Origin of the sequence: Streptomyces sp. NPDC018045 (assembly GCF_044327445.1) — a bacterium.
Taxonomy (GTDB): domain Bacteria; phylum Actinomycetota; class Actinomycetes; order Streptomycetales; family Streptomycetaceae; genus Streptomyces.
On the sequence record NZ_JBIRFL010000025.1, the window covers coordinates 50693 to 68713 of the forward strand.

Consider the following 18021-nt stretch of genomic DNA (forward strand, 5'->3'; position numbering starts at 1 on the left):
AACTTCCCAGGACGAACGACGAGGGCCGGACTCCCCGGGGAGTCCGGCCCTCGTGGCGTCGCGGCGGGTGCTGCCCCTCCGCCAGGGCGGTGCGCGCCCCCGGCCGTGTCAGCCGTCGAGCTGTTCGATCGTCGCGATGGACGGTCCGCGCCCGGCCCGCAGCGTGCGCGCCACGTCCTCCGCGCCACGCAGCGTGCGGACGGCGTTCTGCCAGGTCAGCTTGGCCAGGTCGGCCGTGGACCACTTCCGGTCCAGGAGTTCGGCGATCAGGTTCGGGTAGCCGGAGACGTCGGCGAGGTCGGCGGGCGTGAAGGCGGTGCCGTCGAAGTCGCCGCCGATGCCGAGGTGGTCGATGCCGGCGGCCTCGCGCATGTGGTCGAGGTGGTCGGCGACGGTGGCGGCGGTGGCGAGCGGGCGCGGGTTCGCCGCCTCGAAGGCGCGGTGTACGGCCATGCCCTCGGCGGTGGTGTCCAGGTGGTGGAAGCCGTGCGCGCGCATGTTCTCGTCGGCCCGCAGCGTCCAGTCGCCGGCCTCGGGCAGGATGAACTTCGGTACGAAGGTGACCATCGCGATGCCGCCGTTGGCGGGCAGCCGCTCCAGCACGTCGTCCGGGATGTTGCGCGGGTGGTCGCAGACCGCGCGGGCGGAGGAGTGCGAGAAGACGACCGGCGCGGCGCTGGTGTCCAGCGCGTCCCGCATGGTGTCGGCGGAGACGTGCGAGAGGTCGACGAGCATCCCGAGGCGGTTCATCTCGCGGACGACCTCGCGGCCGAAGGCGGTGAGGCCGTGCGCGCGCGGCTCGTCGGTGGCCGAGTCCGCCCAGGCGATGTTGTCGTTGTGGGTGAGCGTCATGTAGCGCACGCCCAGCGCGTACAGCGCGCGCAGGGTGGCCAGCGAGTTGTTGATGGAGTGGCCGCCCTCGGCGCCCATCAGGGAGGCGATCCGGCCGTCGGCGCGGGCCGCTTCCATGTCGTCGGCGGTGTACGCCAGGCGCAGGTCGCCGGGGTGGCGGTCGGCGAGCCGGCGCACCACGTCGATCTGTTCGAAGGTGGCGCTGACGGCCCGGTCGCCGGTGTAGTCGGTCCGTACGTACACCGACCAGAACTGCGCGCCGACGCCGCCGGCCCGCAGCCGGGGGATGTCGGTGTGCAGGTGGCCGGTCTGGTCGCCGGCGATGTCACGCCGGTCGAGGTCGTAGCGGACCTGCTCGCGCAGGGCCCAGGGCAGGTCGTTGTGGCCGTCGACGACGGGGTGCTCGGCGAGCAGCGCGCGGGCCGCCGCCAGGGACGCGCTCACCTGCCGTTCCCGAAGCCGAAGCCGGCCGGGGAGGCGACCTTGTTGCGCAGCCGCTTGCCCTTCTCGGTGGCCTGCTCGTTCAGGTGCTGCTGGAACTCGCGCATCCGGGCCAGCAGGTCGGGGTCGTGCGCGGCGAGCATCCGGGCGGCGAGCAGTCCGGCGTTGCGGGCGCCGCCGACCGAGACGGTGGCGACCGGCACGCCGGCCGGCATCTGCACGATGGACAGCAGGGAGTCCATGCCGTCCAGGTACTTCAGCGGTACGGGCACGCCGATGACCGGCAGCGGGGTGACCGAGGCGAGCATCCCCGGCAGGTGGGCCGCTCCCCCGGCGCCCGCGATGATCGCTTTCAGGCCGCGGCCGGCGGCCTCCTCGCCGTACGCGATCATCTCGTGCGGCATCCGGTGCGCGGAGACGACGTCGACCTCGTAGGGGACCTCGAACTCGTCGAGGGCCTTGGCGGCGGCCTCCATGACGGGCCAGTCGGAGTCGGAGCCCATGACGATGCCGATCACGGGGGCGCCCTCGGAGGGGCGCGCCGGAGGTCCCCCGGCACGGAGTGTGGGGGAGCTCGATGAGGGGTGGTGGCCGGGCGACGGGTGGGTCATTCGGTGATGGTTCCTCGCAGATAACCGGCGGCGTGCGCGGCGCGCTCGCGCACGTCGGCCAGGTCGTCGCCGTAGGTGTTGACGTGTCCGACCTTGCGGCCGGGCTTCACGTCCTTTCCGTACATATGGATCTTCAACTGCGGGTCCCGTGCCATGCAATGGAGGTACGCGGAATACATGTCCGGATAGTCGCCGCCGAGGACGTTGGCCATCACGGTCCACTGCGCGCGCGGGCGGGGGTCGCCGAGCGGGAGGTCGAGGACGGCCCGCAGGTGGTTGGCGAACTGCGAGGTGACCGCGCCGTCCTGGGTCCAGTGGCCGGAGTTGTGCGGGCGCATGGCCAGCTCGTTGACGAGGATGCGGCCGTCGGCGGTCTCGAACAGCTCGACCGCGAGGTGGCCGATCACGCCGAGCTCGTGCGCGATGCGCAGCGCCAGCTCCTGGGCCTGGCCGGACAGCGCGCCGGAGAGACCGGGGGCGGGCGCGATCACCGTGTCGCAGACGCCGTCGACCTGGACGGACTCCACGACCGGGTACGCGACGGCCTGGCCGTGCGGCGAGCGGACGACGTTGGCGGCCAGTTCCCGTACGAAGGGGACCTTCTCCTCGGCGAGAACCGGCACCCCGGCGCGGAACGGCTCGGCGGCCTCCTTGGAGGATCGTACGACCCACACGCCCTTGCCGTCATAGCCGCCACGGACCGTCTTGAGGACCACGGCGAGCCCTCCGCCCCGCCCGTCGTCCGGCCACCGCACGGCATCGGGGCGCTGCGCGCCGCCCCCGCCGATCTCGGCCGCGAACCGCGCCACGTCCTCCGGGTCCGCGACGATGCGGTGCCGGGGGCAGGGTGCCCCGATCGCGTCGAGCTTCGCTCGCATCACCCCCTTGTCCTGGGCGTGCACGAGCGCGTCGGGGCCGGGCCGTACGGGGATGCCGTCGGCCTCCAGGGCCCTCAAATGCTCGGTGGGAACGTGCTCGTGATCGAAGGTGATCACATCACAGCCACGGGCGAAGGCGCGCAGCGTGTCCAGGTCGCGGTGGTCGCCGATGACGACCTCGCTGACCACCTGGGCCGCCGAGTCCTGCGGGGTGTCGCTGAGGAGCTTGAACTTGATGCCGAGGGGGATGCCCGCCTCGTGGGTCATACGGGCGAGCTGACCGCCGCCGACCATGCCGACTACCGGGAACGTCACGTCCCCAGGGTATCCGCCCGCCCACGCAGCTCCGTCACTCTCTTGGAGGAACCTACGAACCCAAGTGCGCCACTCTCCCCGTTCCGGCTCCCGGAGATCGGCCGGGGCGGTAGGCTCGCCGCCCGCACGGAGGGGACGGAACGCATGAACGACGGCCGGATACCCGGGCGCACCAGGACCGTGGGCATCGTCGTCGCGGCAGCCGCCCTGGCCGCCGCCGTCTACGCGGTGATCACACAGCTCACCGGCCCCGTCGTCTTCGACGAGGACGACCGGGAGATCACGGTCTCCGCCGGCACCCACTTCTCGATCCGCCTCAAGGACAACCCCTCCACCGGCTTCCGGTGGGTCCTGGCGGCACCGGAGCCGGACCCGGCCGTACTGCGGAAGACCGGCGGCCACTACGACGCCGACGAGCCGGTCCGCCCGGGCTCAGGGGGCATCCGCTACGTGGATTTCATGGCACGGGGCGCCGGACGTACCGAGGTGACTCTCAGATACTGCTTCCGCTGCGGCACCCCGCAGGCCGACGAGCAGGACGAGAACAGCCGGACCCGACGGTTCCGCGTGACCGTGGACTGACATATCCCGTACGCCCCTGCCGTCCCGGATGGCAGGCAGCACACAGGTCCCCTGGTTAGCATGAGCGTGCGGTTGCACGGGGACGGCCGCGCAGAAACGCCCACGAACGCCCACCACAGGAGCTGAACGATCACGATGAGTGAACGGAGCGCACTGCGGGCCCGACTGGACGCGCTGGCCCGCGAACTCATGAAGTTCGGCGCCGTCGGAGGGGCGGGAGTCCTCGTCAACTTCGCCGTCTTCAACCTCGTACGGCACCTGTCCGAGCTGCCCGTCGTCCGGGCCAGCGTCATCGCGACCGTCGTCGCCACCGGCACGAACTACCTCGGCTACCGCTACTTCACCTACCGGGACCGCGACAAGAACGGCCGGACCAAGGAGCTGACGCTCTTCCTGCTGTTCAGCGTCATCGGCCTGGTCATCGAGAACGGTGTCCTGTACGTGGCGACGTACGGGTTCGGCTGGGACACCTCGCTGCAGAGCAACGTCTTCAAGTTCCTCGGCATCGGCCTGGCCACGCTCTTCCGCTTCTGGTCCTACCGCACCTGGGTGTTCCGCGCGCTGCCCGCGCGGAAGGCCGTGGAGACCGCGGAGTCCTTCCTCGCGGAGGGCGCCCAGACGCCGCAGACGGCCCGCGCGGCCGCCGCCGACCGGCCCCGCGACTAGGGCGCGCTCCTGGCGGGCCACCGGCCGCCGGCTCACTCCGCGTGCGGCTCGGCCTCGCGGGCGAGGAAGAGGGCGAACACCGGCGGGCGCTGCTGGAGGAGTTCCAGCCGCCCGCCGTCCGCCTCCGCCAGGTCACGGGCCACGGCCAGGCCCAGCCCCGTCGAGTTCCGGCCACTGACCGTCCGCTCGAAGACCCGCGAACCGAGGTCCGGCGGTACGCCCCGGCCGGCGTCCGTGACCTCGACGACCGCCTGGTTGCCGGTGACCCGGGTGCGCAGCGCCACCGTCCCGTCCCCGTGCATCAGCGAGTTCTCGATCAGGGTGGCGAGGACCTGGGCCACCGCCCCGGGTGTGCCGACCGCCCGCAGCCCCTTCTTGCCGGAGCGCACGATGGCCCGGCCGGCGCTGCGGTAGGCCGGGCGCCACTCCTCGACCTGCTGCTTGACGACCTCGTCGAGGTCGAAGGCGACGGCGGAGCCGGAGCGCGGGTCGCGGGAGTTGGTCAGCAGCCGCTGGACGACGTCGGTGAGCCGTTCGACCTGGCCCAGCGCGATGCTGGCCTCCTCCTTCACCGTGTCCGGGTCGTCGGTGACGGTGATCTCCTCCAGCCGCATGGAGAGCGCGGTCAGCGGCGTGCGCAACTGGTGGGAGGCGTCGGCGGCGAGCCGCCGCTCGGCGGTGAGCATCCGGGCGATCCGCTCGGCGCTGGCGTCGAGCACGTCCGCGACCCGGTCCAGCTCCTGCACGCCGTAGCGGCGGTGGCGCGGGCGGGGGTCGCCGGAGCCGAGGCGCTCGGCGGTCTCCGCGAGATCGGTCAGCGGGGCGGTCAGCCGGCGGGCCTGCTGGACGGCGAGCACCACGGCGGCGAGGATCGCGAGGATTGCCACGGCCAGGATGACCAGCAGCGTCCGGCCGATCTCGGCGCTGACCGCGGAGCGCGGCTCCTGGACGGTGACGGTCTCGCCGCGGTCGCCGTGCTGGGTCGAGGCGATGACGTCGCCCGTCGGCCGGGAGCCGATCTCGATGCGCGCCCTGCCCGGCACCTTGATCTCGGCGTACCGCTTCGCGGTGATCTGTTCCGAGAGGATCTCGGGCGTCAGTTTCTCGCCGCTGCCCAGCCGGCTCTCGACGATGCCGACGAGCCGTACGGCCTCGGAGGCGACGCTGTCCTGCGCCCCCGACTGGATGGTGCGGGTCTCGACGATGACGAGCGAGACGCCGAAGACGGCGATCACGACGAGCACCACGGCGAGGGTGGAATTGATCAGACGGCGGCGCACGGTGTCCTCCGGGCGGGATGCGTTCGTTCTTCTACTTCTTCCCGCCCGGCGGCGGGCGCTCAGCTCTTTTCGAAGCGGAAGCCGACGCCGCGCACGGTGGCGATGTACCGCGGGTTGGCCGCGTCGTCGCCGAGCTTCTTGCGCAGCCAGGAGATGTGCATGTCCAGCGTCTTCGTGGACGACCACCACGTGGTGTCCCAGACCTCGCGCATGAGCTGGTCACGGGTGACGACCCGGCCCGCGTCCCGCACCAGCACCCGCAGCAGGTCGAACTCCTTCGCGGTGAGCTGGAGTTCGTCGTCGCCCATCCAGGCCCGGTGCGACTCGACGTCGATCCGTACGCCGTGGGTCGCGGGCGGCTGCTGCGGCTCGACGGACGAGCCGCGGCGCAGCAGGGCGCGGACGCGGGCGAGCAGTTCGGCGAGCCGGAAGGGCTTGGTGACGTAGTCGTCGGCACCGGCGTCCAGGCCGACGACGGTGTCGACCTCGTCGGCGCGGGCGGTGAGCACGAGGATGGGGAAGGAGTGGCCTTCGTTGCGCAGCCGGCGGGCCACCTCCAGGCCGTCCATGCCGGGCAGGCCCAGGTCGAGGACGACCAGGTCGATATTGCCCTGCAGACCGGCGTCGAGCGCCGTGGGGCCGTCCTCGCGCACCTCGACTTCGTAACCCTCGCGGCGCAGGGCGCGGGCGAGCGGCTCCGAGATGGACGCGTCATCCTCGGCGAGCAGTACACGGGTCATGGGCCGATGGTAGTCCGATGTCCGGCCTCCACGGGCGGCACCCGGTACGCCCGGAGGTGGCCGGAAAACGTCCCGCGGACGGCGGGCCGGCGGCGTGCTCGCGGCCGGCGGGTGATCACGGGGCACGGCGGACGCCGCAGGTGCGACCCCCGGTACGGTTCCCGGTTGATCATGTGACCGTTGTCTCAGTCGTCCCATCGGTACGGTCGCTGGACGTATGGTGTCCCAACGTCCGTAGCACAGCCTCGGGACCCATGACTCTCAAGAGACGTCATCGGTCCCTGTTGTGTGCGGGGCTGGTACCTCCAGTCTTGATACACAGTGAATGACCTGTCGACCGGGTCCACCGCGCGAAGCAGCACGGGGGCGTGGATCCCGGTGTCACGACTGTCCTGCCGATTCCTCTGCCAGTGGCGTCGGCCCCCAAGGACGTGGGGGCGGGCAACGTGACGCCGGTGCCGGTCAGCCGACCCGGGCGCGCTGCGGTCTCCCACGCGTCCCGAGCACACCTAGGAAGCACCATGGCGTCCAGCCTGACGAAGGACGCCGGCGCGCAGGGGAACCCTGCCAGCGACGGCAAAACCTTCTTCGGCCACCCCCGCGGACTGGCCACTCTCTTCATGACCGAGATGTGGGAGCGGTTCAGCTTCTACGGCATGAGGGCGCTCCTCGTCCTCTACCTCATCTCGGGCGGCGCCGACGCCAAGGTGGGCGAGCAGGGCGGTGGCCTGGCCATGACCGCCGCGACCGCTTCGGCGATCTACGCGGTCTACATGGCGATGGTCTACCTGCTCGCCATGCCCGGCGGCTGGTTCGGCGACCGGGTCTGGGGCCCGCGCAAGACCGTGGCCATCGGCGCGAGCGTCGTGATCGCCGGCCACCTCACGCTGGCCCTGCCCGGCGAGGGCCTGTTCTTCGTCGGCCTGGTGCTGGTGGCGCTGGGTTCGGGTCTGCTGAAGGCCAACATCTCCACGATGGTCGGCCAGCTCTACGACGGTCCGCAGGACCCGCGCCGGGACGCCGGTTTCACGATCTTCTACATCGGCATCAACCTCGGCGGCTTCATCGCCCCGCTGGTGGTCGGCACCATCGGCCAGAACATCAACTGGCACGTCGGCTTCGCCACCGCCGGTCTGGGTATGGCGCTGGGCCTGGCCGGCTTCCTGTTCGGCACCCGCAACCTGAACCCGCGCAGCGGCCAGGTACCGACCCCGCTCACGCGCGACGAGCGGATGAGCTGGCTGCGCAAGGGCCTGATCTGGGTCGTCATCGCGGCCGTCTTCTACGGCATCGTCGTGGCCACCGGGTCCTTCACGCTCAACTGGGCGCTGATCCCGATCAGCCTGCTCGGCATGATCATCCCGATCTCGGTCCTGGTGCGCATCAAGCGCGACAAGGAACTGACGCAGTCCGAGCAGACCAAGGTCAGCGGCTACATCTGGTTCTTCGTCGCCGCCGCGATCTTCTTCATGATCTTCGACCAGGCCGGTTCGACGCTGAACGTCTTCGCCGACAAGAACACCGCGGACTCGGTCTTCGGCCTGCACTTCCCGTCCACCTGGTTCCAGTCGGTGAACTCGGCCTGGGTCATGGCGCTCGCGCCGGTCTTCGCCGCGATCTGGACGGCCCTGGCCCGGCGCTCCAAGGAGCCCACCACGGTCGTGAAGTTCGCGATGTCGATGCTGCTCGTCGGCGCCTCGTACTTCGTGTTCATCGTGCCGATGCAGATGTCGTCCGACGGCGACAAGGTCACCCCGATGTGGCTGATCACCGTCTACATGATCCAGACCATGGGTGAGCTGTGCCTCTCCCCGGTCGGCCTGTCGGTGACCACCAAGATGGCCCCGCAGAAGTACGCCAGCCAGATGATGGGCGTGTGGTTCCTCGCCGTCACCACCGGTGACTGCGTGGTCAGCCTGATCTCCCTGGCCGGTGCCGACCTCAGCGGTGTGGGGGTGGTGGCGTCCGAAGCGACCCTGGCCGTGCTGGCCGGTGTCGCGATCTGGATGTCCCGCAAGAAGATCGAGGCGTCCATGGGTGACGTCCGCTGACGCGCTCGTGACGCGTCCCTGATACGCGGAGGGGCTCGGTGCCAGAGGGCACCGGGCCCCTTCTGCCTTGCGGGTACGCCGCTGTCCGGCGTTCGCGTACGGGTCCCGGCCCGTTACCCGGTGCGGGCCGGAACCCGCCTGCGGTACGGGCTCAGCGGTGCCGCAGCCGGCGGCCGGGCGCGAAGGTGAAGACGGCGCCGCCCAGCAGGACCACCGTGCCCGCGACCAGGGCCAGGGCCCGCAGGCCGCCGTGGTCGCCCGCGCCGGTCTCCGCGAGGCCGCCCGACGAACCGCCCGCGCTCGCCGGACCGGCCGAACCGCCGCCCGCCGTGGCCCCGCCGGCACCGCCGGACGCCGAGCCGCCGGACGAGCCGCCGCTGGTGCCGCCCTGCTGGGCCGTCGTGTCCAGGGCGAGGGAGACGCCCGGGTCCTTCTCCGGGGTGCAGGTCGTGGTCGTGCCCAGGGCGTTGACGGTGAGCACGCCCGGCGTCAGGGTCGCCTTGCCGGTGGCGCCCGGGGTGTAGGTGCCCTTCAGGTCGGGGATCGCGATCGGCTGCCCGGACTTGATCGGTTCCTTGTTCGCCGGGCCCTCGGTCCGGACGGTGCCCCGGTCGGCGCCGCCGACCCGCACCTCCATGGACGGCTTGACCGCACCGGCCGGGATGTCCGCCGGGCTGTCCATCACCGACTTCGCGAACGTCACCGTCAGGCCGTACCCGCCGCCCTTCTTGGTCGCGTCGATCCGCACTGGCGAGGTGGCCTTCCTGTCGCCGATGGGGGTCTTGCAGGCGTACGGGACCTGGACCTGCCTGCCCTCGTAGGAGGTGCCGTCGGGGTCGCCTCCGCCGCCGGAGGAGCCGGCCGTACCGCCGGTGCTGCCACCGGCACTGCCACCGGTCGAGCCACCGGTGCCGGAGCCGCCGGTACCGCCGGTGCTCGTACCACCGCTCGTACCGCCGCTCGCCGTGGAGCCGCCCGTGGTCCCGCCGGTGCCGCTGCCGCCGGTGTCACCGCCTCCCGTGCCACCGCCGGTGTCACCGCCGGCCGTGCCGCCACCGGTGGTGCCGCCGGTGGTGCCGCCGCCCTCCGTGACCTTGATCGTGGCGGCGGGCTTCACCTCCTCCTTCGGGCTGCACTTCGTGTCGGTGGAGATCGGCTTGTTGACGTTGATGTTGTAGAAGCCGGGCGCGAGGGTGACCTCGCCGGGCTTCTCCAGCTTCAAGGTGCCCTTCATGTCCGAGAGCTTCATCGGGCTGTTCCTGGGGATCGGCGGATTCTGCCGCGGCCCCTGGACACTCAGCTCGCCGCTCTGCGCGCCGGCCACCTTGATCTTGCCGCTGGGCTGCACGGTGTCCTTGTCCAGGTCGAGGATGTCGGGGTTCTTGGACGCGGCCTCGACCGTCCGCCACACCACCTCGACCTCGTCGCCGACCTTCGCCGTCGCGGGCGCGGTCACCTCGACCTTGGTGGTGCCCTGGATCGCGGGCAGACCCGAGATCGGCGGCGGTACGCACTCGGTCCGGTACGCCGTCTCCGCGGCCCCGGCCGGTCCGGCGGCCGCCAGAATGCCCGCACCCGCGAGCATCAGCGCGAATCCGCCCGCGCTCGCTCTCCTGCGTTGCCTCATCACGGGGAACCTTTCGACGTCGGCGGGTCGGTGGGTGGTGCTGTGGTGGCGGACGGTGCGGTGTCCGGGGTGAACCACGGCAGGGTGGCGGCGGCATCGCCGTCCGCGGGGGGCGGCTCCGGCTCGCCGGGCGCGGGGGCGCGCCCGCGGCCGGGGAGCCGTTCGGCCAGGCCGGAGAGCCGCCCGGTCCGGCCCGGGGCGCGGGCCTCGCGGTGGCGTCCGGCGACCGGTGTACGCGGTGGAGCGTGCGGGGCGGTCCTGCCCCGCCCTCGCGTACGGGCGGCTACCGGGCGCGGGCGGACGCGGTCGACAAGCGCCATGCCGACGCGGAAGACGGCGGCCGGCACGACGACGCACAGCAGGACCCAGAACAGCGTCACGCCCCAGGGCCGCCCCACGCCCCACGGCTGCTCGGCGAGTACCTTGCCGCCGTACTTCAGCGACACGAGGTGGTCGCCGTGCGCCCCGGCGGGCAGCTCCACCGGCAGTTCGATCCGCTGTTTCCGTCCGGCGGGCACGGTCCCCTGCCACTGCCGCTCCTCCCACTGCGGGGCGAAGACACCGTGCGAGGTGCCGACCTCGAAGACCGGGTCCTCGGCGGGGGTGGAGCCGACGTTGCCCACGGTGACCACGAGCCGCCGCCGCGGCGGCGCGCCGAACCAGGTCAGCAGGTTGTCGGAGCCCTCCAGGCGCGGCGGTGCCAGGACGCTCAGCCGCCCGCCCGCGTCCTGGCGCGGCAGCGGCGCGACCGGGTGCCCGGCCACCGTGAACGGGGCGTCGGCGGTGGCGGGCGCGCCGGTCACGGTGGCGGCGTGCACGACGCACGGGCAGGGCTTGGGCGGCTCGGCGACCGGGAGGTCCCTGTGGAAGGAGCCGTCCGGGCCGGTGGTCACGGCCCGGCCGGCACCGTTGGCGCAGGCGTTGGTGCCGCCGATCATGTTCTGCCCGCAGATGAGCAGGGTGAGCAGCGTCTTGGGCCGCCAGCCCCGGCCGGTCACGGTGAGGGTGCCGCCCTGGCCTGCCTCTCGGGCGGAGAGCTGGATACGGGGGTCCTGGGCGGATGGAGCGGCGGCCGGGGCGGCGGCCGAGCCCGGAGAGGCCGCCGAGGCCGGGGGCACGGTCACCGGCAGGAGGAAGAGGCAGAAGAGGGCGGAGAGCGCCAGGACCGTCGTCGCGGTCCCGCCGGACACGGCCGCGCCCCTGTGATGCCCGGGCTCCGCTCCGGCGCCCGCACCGGCACGCACGCCCGCGTATCCGCTGTGGCCCGCGCCCCCGCCTGCGGCTGCGTTCCCGCCGGCGCCCGCCCTCCCGCCCTCGGCCGCCGGCGCGGCGCGGCCCGCTCTCCCGCCGCCACGCGCGTGTCCGCCACCACTTACAGGACCATCGCCACTCACGCATCCGGCGCCGCTCACGTATCCGCCGCCACGTACGCGCCCGTCACCGCTCACGCACCCGGCGCCGCTCATGTATCCGTCCCCGCCCGGGAAGCCGCCGCGGGGGCCGGGTGCGCCGTTGTCTGCCTCCCTGTGCGTGCCCCTGGCCCCGGCCCGGGAGCCGCGCGCTCCTCCTGCCGCGGCTCCGGGGCCCGCCTCCGGCGCCGTATGCGCCACAGGGCCGCGCCCGTCAGCAGCCCCGCGGGCGGGAGCGCGGCGGCACCCCACGGCACCGCCGTGCAGGACGTTTCCGCCGTCCCGTGCGCGCCGCCCGCCGCCGTGACCGTCAGCCGTACGTCCACCGAGTCCAGCACGGGCGGATCGGGCCACGGCTCGGTCAGCGGCATCCGGCGGCCCGGCGGCAGCGTGCCGGGCAGGGGGCGCGCGGCGCGGCGCAGGACCGGGCCGAAAAGCCCGTCGGCGTCGACCGCGAGCCGTGGCCTGAGCGCGGTGTTTCCGCGGTTGACCAGCACGTACCGGATGACCGCCGCGCTCCCCCGGCGCTCCACCGCCACGTCCTCGACGCTCAGCGCGGCGAGCGCGGGCCCGGTCACCCGCAGATGCACCGGGACCGTGGCCGCCCGGCCGCCCCCTTCGGCGACGAGCGCGGCCGGATGGTCGCCCGGCGTCGCGTCCCCGGGGACGGTCACGGTGAAGGGCACGTCCGCCCGGGTACGCGGCGGCACCCGTATCTCCCTGCCCGCCGTGGAGATCCAGCCGCCGGCCCTGGTCGGCCCGCCGCGCAGCCGGAGCGTCACCGCACCGCCACCAGGGTTGGTGAGCGAGAGCCGGTCCTTCAGGACCGCGCCGGGCGCGCCTTCCAGGTAGAAGTACGGGCGGTCCCGGGCGCTCGGCCGGGTCCCGCCGCCGGGGGCGGGCGCGGCGGTCCACCGCCCGCCCTCCGGGCCCGGGGCGGGCGGGCCGGGGACGGGCCCGGCGTACGCCCCGGCCGGGCTCAGCAGCGCGGCGGCGGTCGCGAGGGCTGCGCCCGAGACCACCGAGCGGGTACGGGACGGCATCGGCGGCTCCTGGGCTGGTGCAGGTCCTGGTGCTCGTACTGGTACGCGTGCGCGGGCGGCCGGGGTCTAGGCGTGCTGCTGGTGGCGCCGCGTCAGCCAGAGGACGCCTGCCGCGCCGGCGAGGAGCACCGTGCCGCCGAGTGTCCCGAGGGCGACGGCGGAGTCGGCCGGGCCGGTCTGCGGCAGCTCTCCGCCGCCGGAGGTGCCCGTCGATCCCCCGGCGCCGCTGCCGGTGCCGCTGTCACCCGTACTGCCGGAACCACCCGTTCCGGTACTGCCCGTCCCGGAACTGCCCGTTCCGCCCGCGCTCTTGACGTCCAGGGTGAGCGACGGCTTCGGGTTGTTGGCGGGCGTGCAGGTGGTGGTCGTCCCGAGGGCCTTGATGGTGAGCGTGGAGGCGGTGAAGGTGACCTTGCCGCTCTGCTTGGGCGTATAGGTCCCGCTCAAGTCACTGATCTTTATGGGCGTGTTGGCGGGAACCGCCTTGTCGTTGGGCGGCCCCGACACGGGCACGGTGCCGCTCTCCGCGCCACCCAGCTTGATGAGCGCGCTCGGCTTCATGGCACCGGCGCCCAGTTCGACGGGGCTGGACGAGACGCCCTTCCGGAAGGACATCACGAGCTTGTACGCGCTTGCGCTGCGCGTGCTCCTGATGTCGATGGGCGAGACCGCGCCCTTGTTCCCGATCGGCGTCTTGCACTGGTAGTTGACGTCCACGACGTCGGCCCGGGCGTCCGGCGCGGCGAGCAGGACCGCGGACCCCGCCGTCAGCGCCACGGCCGCGGCCAGGCCGGCCGCGCGGCGGCGGGGGCGCGCGGCGTGCTGTTCGTAGAAGCGGGCCACCTTGAGTTCCCCTTCTCGCGGTTGAGCGCCGCCCGATGTTACTGACGGCACATCAGATCGGTGGCTCAAGGTACGCCGGGGACCTTGTCGAGGGAAGTCACAGAACAGGCCGGATCCGTACGGTGCGGGACGCCGGGGGAAGACAGGAAGAGCGGATGACGGGCAGGGGGAGGCCAAGGGGGCGCTTGAAGTGCAGGAGGGCGCCTTGAGGCACAGGGGGTGCGCATCCGCGTTCCGGACGCGGACGCGCCCGTACGGAAACAACAGGCCGCACCCCGACCGCGCGCCCCCGGCCGCTCACCCACGGCCACCGGGCCACGCCGGCCCGACGGCTTCGGTGGCGCCCCGCGCGCCGCGCCTCGCCGCCCCGGAGCGCGAAGGAGGGCCCCGCCCAGGGGGCCCTAAGAGGGAGCCGCCAGCTCCGCCCACACGGTCTTGCCCGTGCCGTCGGGGTTGCGTACGACACCCCAGTCCAGACACAGGCGCTGCACGATGAACATGCCGTGCCCGCCGGGCCGCCCCGCCCGGTGGGGGGTGCGGGGCGCGGGCGAGCCCGCGCCGAGGTCGGTCACTTCGAGGCGCAGCACCTTGGCGTTGCTGCGCAGCCGCAGTTCCTCGGGCCCCTCCGCGTGCAGGCAGGCGTTGGTGACCAGCTCGGAGACCACGAGCAGGACGTCCTCGGCGGCCGCCCGCTGGTCGGCACCGGCGGCCGGGAGCCAGCCCCAGTCGTGGAGGGCCTGCCGGGCGAAGTCACGGGCCCGCGCGACGGCTCCCTGCACACCCGCCAGGCGCAGCCTGCGGATCTGGCCGGCCGGGACGGCCGGGGAGGCGGAGGGAGCGCCGGCGTTGCCCGGCTCCGGGCCGAGGTCGCCCGGCGGGTACGGCCGGGTGGTGCTCATCAGCGCTTCACCTCACCGATTCGCCATTTCACGGATAGCGGTTACCTGACAGATTCAACAGATTCAGATGTCTCCTGCCCGACGGGACCGTGAGAACACCCACTTCTTGGGTACGGAAGTTGTGACGCGGGCAACGCATACGGGAGGAACCCCCCGTAGTGCACCACCTGCGCCGCCGCCGTCAGTCGGCGAGAGCCTTGTCGAGGGAGTCGTGCACGGTGAACACCGCGTCCGCGCCGGTGATCTCGAAGACTCGCGCCACCACCGGCTGCATTCCGGCCAGATGTACCCCGCCTCCCCCGGCCTCCGCCTTCAGGCGGGCGCCGAGCAGTACGTTCAAGCCGGTGGAGTCCATGAACTCCAGTTGCGAGCAGTCGACGACCAGTCGCGCGAAGCCGTCCGCGACGCACCCCTCAAGTGATTCCCGCAACAGGTCCGCGGTGTGGTGATCCAGCTCACCCGCTACGGTCACGATCGCGCTGGCACCCTGATGCCGGATCGCGACATTGAGCCGTCCCCGACTGGCACTGCCGACCGTCCCGCGGTCCATGCGCGTGCACCCCTCTTGCTGTCTCGGCGTCCGATTGCTTACGACTGCGCTGACCGAACACTACGCCTTCGATCCACAAGGCTGGTAGCCGAACAATACGTACTTCCCTGCAAACCAGGACAACACGCACTTGCCATCTTCCGGCAAACCCAGGTAGGCGTAGTAAGGACACATTCGAAACGGCCGGCTTTGGAGGCGCCGCACACCGCAGCTTCGCGTAGAGGCATCGGCAGCCATATGCCGAGAACGATGGAGGACAACATGTCACCCCGGCTCGACGAATTGCGCACCGAAGACACCACGGAGACCGCGTCGTCGACTCCCTTGTCAGAGACCACCCTCGCAGAGGCCGCTCTCACCGAGGCCGTCCTGTCCGAGGCCGCCCTGCCCGAACAGTCCCGAACGACTCATTCCCCGCAGATCACATCTGAACCGTCCGCATCGGATGCAATGGGAATCCCCGAGCTCGACGGGCTGCCCGAGATCCCCCCGTACGACCAGGTGGGGCCGGTGGACGCCCGGGCCCTGTCCAAGACCCTCTTCGAGCGCCTGGAGTCGCTGGAAGAAGGCACCCACGAATTCGCGTACGTCCGCAACACCCTGGTCGAACTCAACCTCGCGCTGGTGAAGTTCGCGGCCTCCCGGTTCCGCTCGCGCAGCGAGCCCATGGAGGACATCGTCCAGGTCGGCACCATCGGCCTGATCAAGGCGATCGACCGCTTCGAGCTGAGCCGCGGCGTGGAGTTCCCGACGTTCGCCATGCCGACCATCGTCGGCGAGATCAAGCGTTTCTTCCGGGACACGAGCTGGTCCGTACGGGTGCCCAGGCGCCTGCAGGAACTGCGCCTGGACCTGGCCAAGGCCGGTGACGAGCTGGCGCAGAAGCTGGACCGTTCCCCGACGGTCAGCGAGCTGGCCGAACGCCTCGGCATCACCAACGACGAGGTCGTCGAGGGCATGGCCGCGAGCAACGCCTACACGGCCAGCTCGCTGGACGCCCAGCCGGAGGAGGACGACAACGAGGGCGCGCTGGCCGACCGCATCGGCTACGAGGACCACGGCCTCGAAGGCATCGAGTACGTGGAGTCGCTCAAGCCGCTGATCGCCGAGCTGCCCCCGCGGGACCGCAAGATCCTCTCCCTGCGCTTCGTCGCCAACATGACGCAGTCGGAGATCGGCGAGGAGCTGAACATCTCCCAGATGCACGTCTCGCGCCTGCTGTCGCGCACGCTCGTACGGCTCCGCAAGGGGCTGATGGTCGAGGAGTGAGACCGGCGAACACTCCGCGGTCGCGGCCGGCCTGACGAGCCGGCACCCGCCCGCGCGGAGGAGGGCCCGCCCCGGATGCTCGGGACGGGCCCTCCTCTGCTGTGCGCGCGCCTACAGCGTCGTGACGATCTCCTCGCCCGGCAGGCCCGGGCCGTTCTCCTCCGTGAAGTCGACGGTGACCTTCACGTCGTCGCCCGGGGCGAAGTGCGAGCCGGGAGCCTGCGCCAGGTTCAGCTTCAGGGCACGGGTCCCGTAGTCGCAGGTGATCTCGCCGGCCGGGACGGCACCGGTGGCCGAGGAGACCGGGTCGGCCTTCTCGTCGGCCTTGGTGACCTTGCCGGTCAGCCCGAAGGTGTAGCCGGTGTCGCAGGAGTAGCCGAGGGCCACCGAGAGGTGCTGCCCGCTGAGCGTGACCTTGTCGATGGAGACCAGGTTCGCCTTCGCCGCGGCGGCCGGCGCCGTGGCCAGTGCGGCGCCGCCGAGGACGACGGCGGTGGCCGCGGCGCCCGCGAGGCGGGCCTTGAGGCGGGTCGACTTCATGAGGTTCCTTTCCCCCGCGCTGCCACCCCGGTCGTGCACCGGAGCGGGCCGCGGCGGAGCTGTCTCCGGCGGCGGTCGCTCCGACTGTGCGGGTGGCTGCGACAGTTGTTCGTATCGGGAACCGGACATTACGTGATCTTCGTCAGGACCGGTACCGGAATCCTCCGAAGCCGCCGCCGTTCAGACGCGTACGCCGCCGTTCAGCCCGTACGCCTCCGTCCGGACCCGTACGCCCCGGTGCCAGACCCCGGAGACCAGGGGTACGCCCGGGCGGTAGGCGAGGTGGACGTGCGAGGGGGCGTCCAGGAGGGTGAGGTCGGCGCGGGCGCCGGGGGCGAGGCGGCCGACGTCGGTGCGGCGCAGGGCCACGGCGCCGCCCGCGGTGGCGGACCAGACGGCTTCGTCAGGGGTCATCCTCATGTCCCGTACGGCCAGCGCGATGCAGAACGGCATCGAGCTGGTGAAGGACGAGCCCGGATTGCAGTCGGTGGACAGGGCGACGGTGGCGCCCGCGTCGAGCAGGGGGCGCGCGTCGGGCCACTGCGCGCGCGTGGAGAACTCGGCGCCGGGCAGCAGCGTGGCGACGGTCGAGCTGTTGGCCAGCGCGTCGATGTCGGCGGCGGTCAGGTGGGTGCAGTGGTCGGCGGAGGCGGCGTCGAGTTCGACGGCGACCTGGACGCCGGGCCCGTGGTGGAGCTGGTTGGCGTGCACGCGCGGGAGCAGGCCCCTGGCCTTGCCCGCGGTGAGGACGGCACGGGCCTGGTCCCCGTCGAAGGCGCCCTGTTCGCAGAAGACGTCGATCCAGCGGGCGTGCGGGGCGCAGGCGTCCAGCATCGGGCCGGTGACGAGGTCGACGTAGCCCGCGGGGTCGTCGGCGTAGTCGGGGGAGACGATGTGCGCGCCGAGGAAGGTGACCTCGTCGGTGTGGGCGGCGGCGATGCGCAGGGCGCGGGCCTCGTCCTCGACGGTCAGGCCGTAGCCGGACTTGGTCTCCAGGGTCGTGGTGCCCTGACGGAGCGCCTCGGCGAGGTACTTGGCGACGTTGGCGTGCAGTTCCTCGTCGGTGGCGGCGCGGGTGGCGGCGACGGTGGTGCGGATGCCGCCGGCCGAGTAGGGGCGGCCGGACATCCGGGCGTTGAACTCGGCGGTGCGGTCACCGCCGAAGACCAGGTGGGAGTGGGAGTCGACGAAGCCCGGGAGCGCCGCGCGGCCCCCGGCGTCGACGTGACTGTCAGTGGCGGGTGCTTTGCTTGTCGTACCGACCCAGGCGACGCGGTCGCCGTCGAAGACGACGGCCGCGTCCTGGATCAGACCGAGGGGGCCTTCGCCGAGGGAGGGATCGTTGGTGACCAGGCTTGCGATGTTGGTGATGGCGGTGGTGCGGCCGGCGGCGGCGCGCTCCGCGGCCGTGGCGGGGTGGTTCAT

Annotated in this window: 17 protein-coding genes; 4 read left to right on the forward strand and 13 right to left on the reverse strand. The window is 72.3% G+C overall.

The features are described 5' to 3' along the window. Positions 1-108: 108 nt before the first annotated feature. The 3 genes from ACH4EB_RS32485 to ACH4EB_RS32495 all read right to left on the reverse strand — a co-directional run bounded on the left by ACH4EB_RS32485 (position 109) and on the right by ACH4EB_RS32495 (position 3097). Complete coding sequence (locus tag ACH4EB_RS32485; RefSeq protein ID WP_398351772.1) at positions 109-1296, reverse strand: dipeptidase; 1188 nt, start codon at positions 1294-1296, stop codon at positions 109-111. Then, positions 1293-1796 (reverse strand): 5-(carboxyamino)imidazole ribonucleotide mutase, encoded by a 504-nt coding sequence (gene purE / locus ACH4EB_RS32490; RefSeq protein ID WP_398351833.1) that lies wholly within the window; start codon positions 1794-1796, stop codon positions 1293-1295. The genes ACH4EB_RS32485 and purE overlap by 4 nt, the downstream gene beginning before the upstream one ends. Before the next feature lie 104 nt (positions 1797-1900). After that, on the reverse strand, positions 1901-3097 hold the full coding sequence (locus tag ACH4EB_RS32495) for a 5-(carboxyamino)imidazole ribonucleotide synthase (RefSeq protein ID WP_398351773.1): 1197 nt from the start codon (positions 3095-3097) through the stop codon (positions 1901-1903). 144 nt (positions 3098-3241) lie between these two features. Here ACH4EB_RS32495 and ACH4EB_RS32500 point away from each other — a divergent pair, with 144 nt between their 5' ends. After that, positions 3242-3679: a protease inhibitor I42 family protein gene (locus ACH4EB_RS32500; protein WP_398351775.1), complete on the forward strand. Its 438-nt coding sequence runs from the start codon at positions 3242-3244 to the stop codon at positions 3677-3679. 135 nt (positions 3680-3814) lie between these two features. Continuing rightward, positions 3815-4345 (forward strand): GtrA family protein, encoded by a 531-nt coding sequence (locus tag ACH4EB_RS32505; RefSeq protein ID WP_398351776.1) that lies wholly within the window; start codon positions 3815-3817, stop codon positions 4343-4345. Between the two features lie 32 nt (positions 4346-4377). On the opposite strand, the gene ACH4EB_RS32510 is transcribed toward ACH4EB_RS32505, so the two are convergent. Both ACH4EB_RS32510 and ACH4EB_RS32515 read right to left on the reverse strand, forming a co-directional pair. Then, entirely contained in the window at positions 4378-5625 is a 1248-nt protein-coding gene (locus ACH4EB_RS32510; RefSeq protein ID WP_398351777.1) for an ATP-binding protein, read from the reverse strand. 59 nt (positions 5626-5684) lie between these two features. Continuing rightward, positions 5685-6365 carry a response regulator transcription factor gene (locus ACH4EB_RS32515; RefSeq protein WP_385238189.1) on the reverse strand — a complete coding sequence of 227 codons (681 nt, stop codon included), beginning with the start codon at positions 6363-6365 and terminating at the stop codon, positions 5685-5687. Between the two features lie 521 nt (positions 6366-6886). Here ACH4EB_RS32515 and ACH4EB_RS32520 point away from each other — a divergent pair. Further along, the gene (locus ACH4EB_RS32520; RefSeq protein WP_398351779.1) at positions 6887-8416 is read left to right on the forward strand and encodes a peptide MFS transporter; all 1530 of its coding nucleotides are present in this window, start codon (positions 6887-6889) and stop codon (positions 8414-8416) included. 151 nt (positions 8417-8567) lie between these two features. Here the strand turns inward: ACH4EB_RS32520 and ACH4EB_RS32525 are convergent, their stop codons facing one another. From ACH4EB_RS32525 to ACH4EB_RS32550, 6 genes are all read right to left on the reverse strand, one after another. Then, positions 8568-10043 (reverse strand): hypothetical protein, encoded by a 1476-nt coding sequence (locus ACH4EB_RS32525; protein WP_398351780.1) that lies wholly within the window; start codon positions 10041-10043, stop codon positions 8568-8570. Next, a complete protein-coding gene (locus ACH4EB_RS32530; protein WP_398351781.1) occupies positions 10043-11233 on the reverse strand; it encodes a hypothetical protein in 1191 nt (396 codons plus the stop codon). The genes ACH4EB_RS32525 and ACH4EB_RS32530 overlap by 1 nt, the downstream gene beginning before the upstream one ends. Positions 11234-11505: 272 nt before the next feature. Beyond that, positions 11506-12495, reverse strand: coding sequence for a hypothetical protein (locus ACH4EB_RS32535; protein ID WP_398351783.1), 990 nt, complete (start codon positions 12493-12495; stop codon positions 11506-11508). 66 nt (positions 12496-12561) lie between these two features. Then, a complete protein-coding gene (locus tag ACH4EB_RS32540) occupies positions 12562-13338 on the reverse strand; it encodes an LPXTG cell wall anchor domain-containing protein (RefSeq protein ID WP_398351784.1) in 777 nt (258 codons plus the stop codon). Positions 13339-13739: 401 nt separating this feature from the next. Then, a complete protein-coding gene (locus ACH4EB_RS32545) occupies positions 13740-14237 on the reverse strand; it encodes an ATP-binding protein (protein WP_365843991.1) in 498 nt (165 codons plus the stop codon). A gap of 181 nt (positions 14238-14418) precedes the next feature. Next, positions 14419-14787: an STAS domain-containing protein gene (locus tag ACH4EB_RS32550; RefSeq protein ID WP_031009365.1), complete on the reverse strand. Its 369-nt coding sequence runs from the start codon at positions 14785-14787 to the stop codon at positions 14419-14421. A 450-nt stretch (positions 14788-15237) separates the two neighbouring features. On the opposite strand from ACH4EB_RS32550, the gene ACH4EB_RS32555 reads away from it, so the two are divergent. After that, positions 15238-16056 carry an RNA polymerase sigma factor SigF gene (locus ACH4EB_RS32555; RefSeq protein ID WP_398351785.1) on the forward strand — a complete coding sequence of 273 codons (819 nt, stop codon included), beginning with the start codon at positions 15238-15240 and terminating at the stop codon, positions 16054-16056. Between the two features lie 111 nt (positions 16057-16167). On the opposite strand, the gene ACH4EB_RS32560 is transcribed toward ACH4EB_RS32555, so the two are convergent. Together ACH4EB_RS32560 and hutI are read right to left on the reverse strand one after the other, a co-directional pair. Next, positions 16168-16596: a hypothetical protein gene (locus ACH4EB_RS32560; RefSeq protein WP_398351786.1), complete on the reverse strand. Its 429-nt coding sequence runs from the start codon at positions 16594-16596 to the stop codon at positions 16168-16170. Positions 16597-16776: 180 nt separating this feature from the next. Continuing rightward, positions 16777-18021 carry an imidazolonepropionase gene (hutI, locus tag ACH4EB_RS32565; protein WP_398351787.1) on the reverse strand — a complete coding sequence of 415 codons (1245 nt, stop codon included), beginning with the start codon at positions 18019-18021 and terminating at the stop codon, positions 16777-16779.